The sequence below is a fragment of the Candidatus Omnitrophota bacterium genome, assembly GCA_034717435.1.
Classification (GTDB): domain Bacteria; phylum Omnitrophota; class JAUWXU01; order JAUWXU01; family JAUWXU01; genus JAYELI01.
On the sequence record JAYELI010000014.1, the window covers coordinates 1 to 4895 of the forward strand.

At 44.2% G+C, this 4895-nt stretch carries 5 protein-coding genes and 1 riboswitch; all 5 genes read right to left on the reverse strand.

What is annotated here, in order from left to right; all coding sequences use genetic code 11:
* On the reverse strand, positions 1 to 1307 hold a 1307-nt coding region (locus U9Q08_00715; GenBank protein ID MEA3328254.1), incomplete at its 3' end, for a TonB-dependent receptor plug domain-containing protein.
* 66 nt (positions 1308 to 1373) lie between these two features.
* Positions 1374 to 2165 carry an ABC transporter ATP-binding protein gene (locus U9Q08_00720; protein MEA3328255.1) on the reverse strand — a complete coding sequence of 264 codons (792 nt, stop codon included), beginning with the start codon at positions 2163 to 2165 and terminating at the stop codon, positions 1374 to 1376.
* A 35-nt stretch (positions 2166 to 2200) separates the two neighbouring features.
* Entirely contained in the window at positions 2201 to 3181 is a 981-nt protein-coding gene (locus tag U9Q08_00725) for an iron ABC transporter permease (protein ID MEA3328256.1), read from the reverse strand.
* Between the two features lie 77 nt (positions 3182 to 3258).
* Positions 3259 to 4110 (reverse strand): cobalamin-binding protein, encoded by an 852-nt coding sequence (locus tag U9Q08_00730; protein ID MEA3328257.1) that lies wholly within the window; start codon positions 4108 to 4110, stop codon positions 3259 to 3261.
* 30 nt (positions 4111 to 4140) lie between these two features.
* A riboswitch (cobalamin riboswitch) is annotated at positions 4141 to 4378 on the reverse strand.
* A 90-nt stretch (positions 4379 to 4468) separates the two neighbouring features.
* Complete coding sequence (locus tag U9Q08_00735; protein ID MEA3328258.1) at positions 4469 to 4663, reverse strand: hypothetical protein; 195 nt, start codon at positions 4661 to 4663, stop codon at positions 4469 to 4471.
* Positions 4664 to 4895 lie beyond the last annotated feature (232 nt).

Sequence of the window (4895 nt, forward strand, 5' to 3'; positions counted from 1 at the left end):
GCTTTAAACCCTGTTCCCCAGCTGCCTTTTATTTTCGTATCTGTTAAATCAAATAGATAAGATGCGCTCGCTTTATAGGTGAGATGGGTCTTGAATTTCGAATGTTCATCCACTCTTATCCCGGCAAGCAGGTTAAAATTATCCCAGTTAAGTTCATTTTGTAAATACCAGCCATGGTTGACAGCGCTGGACTTTGGAAATTCTGTTTCAGCCCCTCCAAAACCAAAGTCAAGATAGTAATAAGAATCCCCTGTTTCTTTTTGCCAGTCATAGCCAAAAACTATTGTATCAAATTCTTTGATGTAGAAATTATTCTGAAAATCTATTTTTGTTGTCCGGCCTTCATACCAGTCCCGGAGATAATCTATTACTGCCCCGTTATTGTCATCGTGGTCCCTGCGAAAGTTTCTCATCCAGGAATATTGCAATTTATAATTCCACCACTCTATCGGCTTATGTTCCAGGTAAGGAGATACTATGATCTGCTCATACCAGCCTTTTTTATTAGGGTCGTCACCGCCCACGCCGGCCCAGTCGTCATATTCGAATGCTGAATTTATATAATGGGCTGTGTTGCCAAAGACAAGATTGTCAGTTATCTCATAGTCTAATCTATTGGAAATACTGGTGTTATAATAAGGGTCTTTTTCGGGGTTATTGTCTCTTTTCTGGGCTTTTGAAATACCGCGGCTGTCAGTTCTTGAAACGCCGGCAGAAAAACGCAGGCCTTTATATTCACCTCCTAAATTTAACACCTCCCGGTATGTGTCAAAAGAACCGGCTTCTGAAAGTATTGAAACCGACGGCTTGCCTTTGCCTTTTTTGGTTATAATATTAATAACTCCTCCGATTGCGTCAGAACCCCAGAGCGCTGATTGCGGCCCCTTTACGATTTCGATCCGGTCAACATTGTCAATAGTAAAATGCGCCAAGTCATAAGCGCCGTTAGGCGCCATCGGGTCATACATCTTTACCCCGTCCAGCATTATCAGTGTATGATTTGAGTTTGTTCCCCGGGTAAATACCGATGTCGGCCCGCCGAAACTTCCTGTCTGGACTATACTCACTCCCGGAACTTCTCTTAATGCCTCTTTAACCGTTCTTTTTCCCCTGGCCTGAAGCTCTTCTCCCTCAAGAACAGTAAGCGTTCCGCTCACATCGCCAATCGCCTGTTCTGTTCTGGCGGGCGTAACGACTATCTCTTTTAGGTCAACGGTCGCAATATCTTTTTCCTCTGCCCCGGTTGGCTGAACAACAATTACCAAAAACAATCCTGCAATAATAAAAAACCTAGTTAATTTTGTCATATTCACCCTTTCTTCCCTTACTATGAGCTATGAGCTAACAGCTATGAGCTAACTTACTCGTGTTTACTAAATCTTTCTTATCACCAGCGGAGCGCCGGTAACAGGGTTAGTTTCAACTGCGCAATCAGCGCCATAAACATCTTTGATGGTTTGGCCGGTTATTACCTCATCAGGTAAGCCGGTAGTGTAGATCCGGCCCTGTTTTAATAAAATCAGTCTCCGGCAATAATCAGCCGCCGCATTTAAGTCATGAGTAACCATGACCACGGTCAGGTTGTTTTCTGCGTTCAGCCTCTTTATCAGATTAAGTATTTCGATCTGATGGTTTATGTCCAGGTGGGCAATGGGTTCGTCTAAAAGAAGTATCCGGGGCTTCTGGGCAAGCGCTTTGGCAATTATCACCATCTGCCGCTCTCCGCCGCTAAGCTCATTTATGTCTCTTTCAGCCAGCTTTAAAGTATCAGTCAATAACAAACTGGACTTTGCGATTTCAAAATCCTTTTTACTTTCTAACTCTAATTTCCCCAGATGAGGAGCCCGGCCCATAAGCACTATTTCCATGACATTGAACGAAAAGTTAATCGGGCTTTCCTGAAGAACCACGGCAATATTTTTAGCGGCCGTCCGGCTGTCTAATTGGTATATATCCTGGTTATTGAGCAAGATTTCGCCGCTAAACGGTCTTAAAACCCGGCTAATAGCCCTGATCAAGGTAGATTTACCCGACCCATTAGGCCCGATAATCCCGACAAAATCTCCTTCGTTTATGTTAAACGAAATATCCTTTAAAACGGTTTTCAAACCATAGCCGACAAAGATATTCTTCAACTGGATTAAACTATTTATGTTTTTTACCATCTCTCGTCCTTCTCTCGTCCTTCGTCATTCCCTGCCTATCCTCTCTTTCGCCTCAGTAAAGTGATAAACAACGGCCCCCCGATAAGCGCGGTGATCACGCCGATAGGGATCTCAACCGGTGAAAGAAGCGTCCGGGACAGCAAGTCGCAGGTTATAAGAAACAGGCCCCCGCCGATAATTGACGAAGGAAGCAGAAATTTATGGTTTGGGCCCAGTAATATCCGCATCAGATGAGGGACTATCAAACCGACAAAACCGATCAGCCCGCAGACCGAAACAACTCCGGCAGTGAGCAGGGAAGCCAGGATAAATAATATCTTCTTGATCGCCTCTACCCTAAGGCCTAAATGGATAGCAGGTTCTTCGCCAAGCGTAATTATATTTAAATCGCGCCAGAATATTAAACTGGCGCTTAAACAAGCCGTAACAATCACCCCTGTCACAATAACTAATTTCAGATCAAATTGCTGAAGGCTTCCCAACAGCCACCAGAGAATACTGTGCAGGCCTTCCCGGGTGGAAATTGAAACCATAAATATTAATATGGCTGATAATACCGCGCTGACTATCACTCCGGAAAGTAACAGGTTATAAATAGATATCTTTCCATTGGTTTTGGCTAAGTTATAGACCAGGATCATAGTAAGCAAAGCCCCTAAAAAGGCCATCAGAGGCAAAAAACCCAGGCCCAGGGCTCCGGAGCTCAGGCCAAGCACAATACAGCTTGCCGCGCCTAATCCCGCGCCGCTGGATATGCCCAATACACAGGGCTCGGCTAAGGGATTTCTCAGCAGGCCCTGAAGTATTACCCCGGCCGCGCTTAATCCTGCCCCGGCGATAAATGCCAGAATCGTCCTTACTATCCTGAGCCTTAGGATATCCGGGTTTTGGCCGCTTAATAACCTTAGCGGTGAAATCCAGACAGCTCCTATAAAAACAGAAAGAACCGCCATTACCATCAGCAGGAGAATAAGCAATCCTATAATATTTTTACTCTTCATTTCACGAATTACCATAAATTTGCTTGTGCACGGATTCACGCGGATGTTTTAGCTCATAGCTCACAGCTCATAGCTCAAAGCTCAAAGCCGGTTCAGTGTCCATACAACCTCTCATAGATCTTCTCCACTCCCTCAACAAACCTCGGCCCCGGCCGCAGGATCAGATCCGGATCAATGTCGCCAATAATGTTGTTATTTCTTATCGCTTTGATATTTTCCCAGCCGGTTCTTTGTTTTATCCGCTTTAACTCCTGATCGCCGGCCATATACCCTAAAATGATGCAGTCCGGATCCCTGGAAATCACTGTCTCTGCGCTGAATCTTGAATAAGCCCTTAAGGTATCTTTAGCTATATTTATACCGCCGGCTAATTCAACCAGTTCACCGACAAACGATCCGGCCCCGGCAGTGATAATCGGGTCATGCCATATTTCGATAAACACGGTTTTTCTTTTATATCCGGGAATAAGCGATGTCCTGGCTTTGAGCTTGTCAAGGCGTTTATTTATTTTGTTGATTAGTTCTTCGGCCTCTTGTTGAGAGCCTGCGGCCCTGCCGATTTTTCTGATCGATGAATACAGGCCTTTAATATCAGAGGGGTATACTACCAGGAAATTTAAGCCTAATTTTTTTAGTTTTTCGGCTGTTGGCTGTTGTTCTAATCCGGTGAGCAGTATCAGGTCCGGGTTTAAACTAATGATTTTTTCTATATTGGGCTGGCTGAAAGATCCTGTCTTTTCTATCGACAGCGCCTGTTTGGGGTAATTACAAAAGGAAGTTACGCCTACTATATTATCGCCAAGACCAAGGCTGAATAATATTTCGGTGGTGGATGGGGTAAGTGAAATGATTCGCGGATTTTCGTCTGCATGGACAGAACATTGCCCATTGAGAACAGCCAAAAAGATCGCTATCAATAATAAAACAAAAATCCCGCTTTTCAAACTTCCTCCTCACCCTCGAAAGAGAAACGTCGTTAATCCTAAGTTACGGGCAAGGTATCCTGACTTTCGCTTCGATTTACTCCCGGCGCCTTCCAGAAACGCAAAAGACCCAAAAAATTAATCGTCTTCTGCGAAACCGTGGTTTAACCGTTTTTTTCTTTTGTATTTCAACGGTTCCGGTTTCATCAGCGATACAGTGGCGGGGCCGTGTCGTTTAAGACTTCCCTTGTTCCATATCAGTTTATCTATCCATGTTTCATATTGCGTATTGCGTGGTGCATTCTTGCATGCAACACACAGCGCATGACGCAAAGCGCATCACGCACGACGCAAAACCAACGGGAATATTTTATGCCGTCTATTCTTTTGCTATCGCAAAACAGATTATTCCGCCGAGAACTATAACTATTCCGAGAGTGCCTTTTATCAAGCTCAGCACATCCTGGCGCCAGGTAATTATTGCGGCTAAACCAAAGACGACCAGCACTACCCCGAGGACAATCTTTAGAAGCATTGCCGTGGTTTTTTTTGCTGATTTCTTTTCCTCTGCCATCAATTTCTCCCCCCTCTTTTTTGTGTTATTCCAACATAGATTTTTTATTATATTAAACAGGCCCTTTTTTGTCAAGCAAAAACCAAAAAATGTTATCTACGAATTAAAAGTGCATACCTTAAAGGTCATTCTGAGGCCGAAGGCCGAAGAATCTCAGAAAACACGGTTTTATGGGAGATCCTTCGTCGCTACGCTCCTCAGGATGACACCTATCTTAAAAAAAGGTCATTCT

What these genes read in the sequence shown, in the direction of transcription:
- U9Q08_00725 (MEA3328256.1), bottom strand. Translation starts at nt 3,181, where the DNA reads ATGGTAATTCGTGAAATGAAGAGTAAAAATATTATAGGATTGCTTATT.
- U9Q08_00735 (MEA3328258.1), bottom strand. Translation starts at nt 4,663, where the DNA reads ATGGCAGAGGAAAAGAAATCAGCAAAAAAAACCACGGCAATGCTTCTA.
- U9Q08_00720 (MEA3328255.1), bottom strand. Translation starts at nt 2,165, where the DNA reads ATGGTAAAAAACATAAATAGTTTAATCCAGTTGAAGAATATCTTTGTC.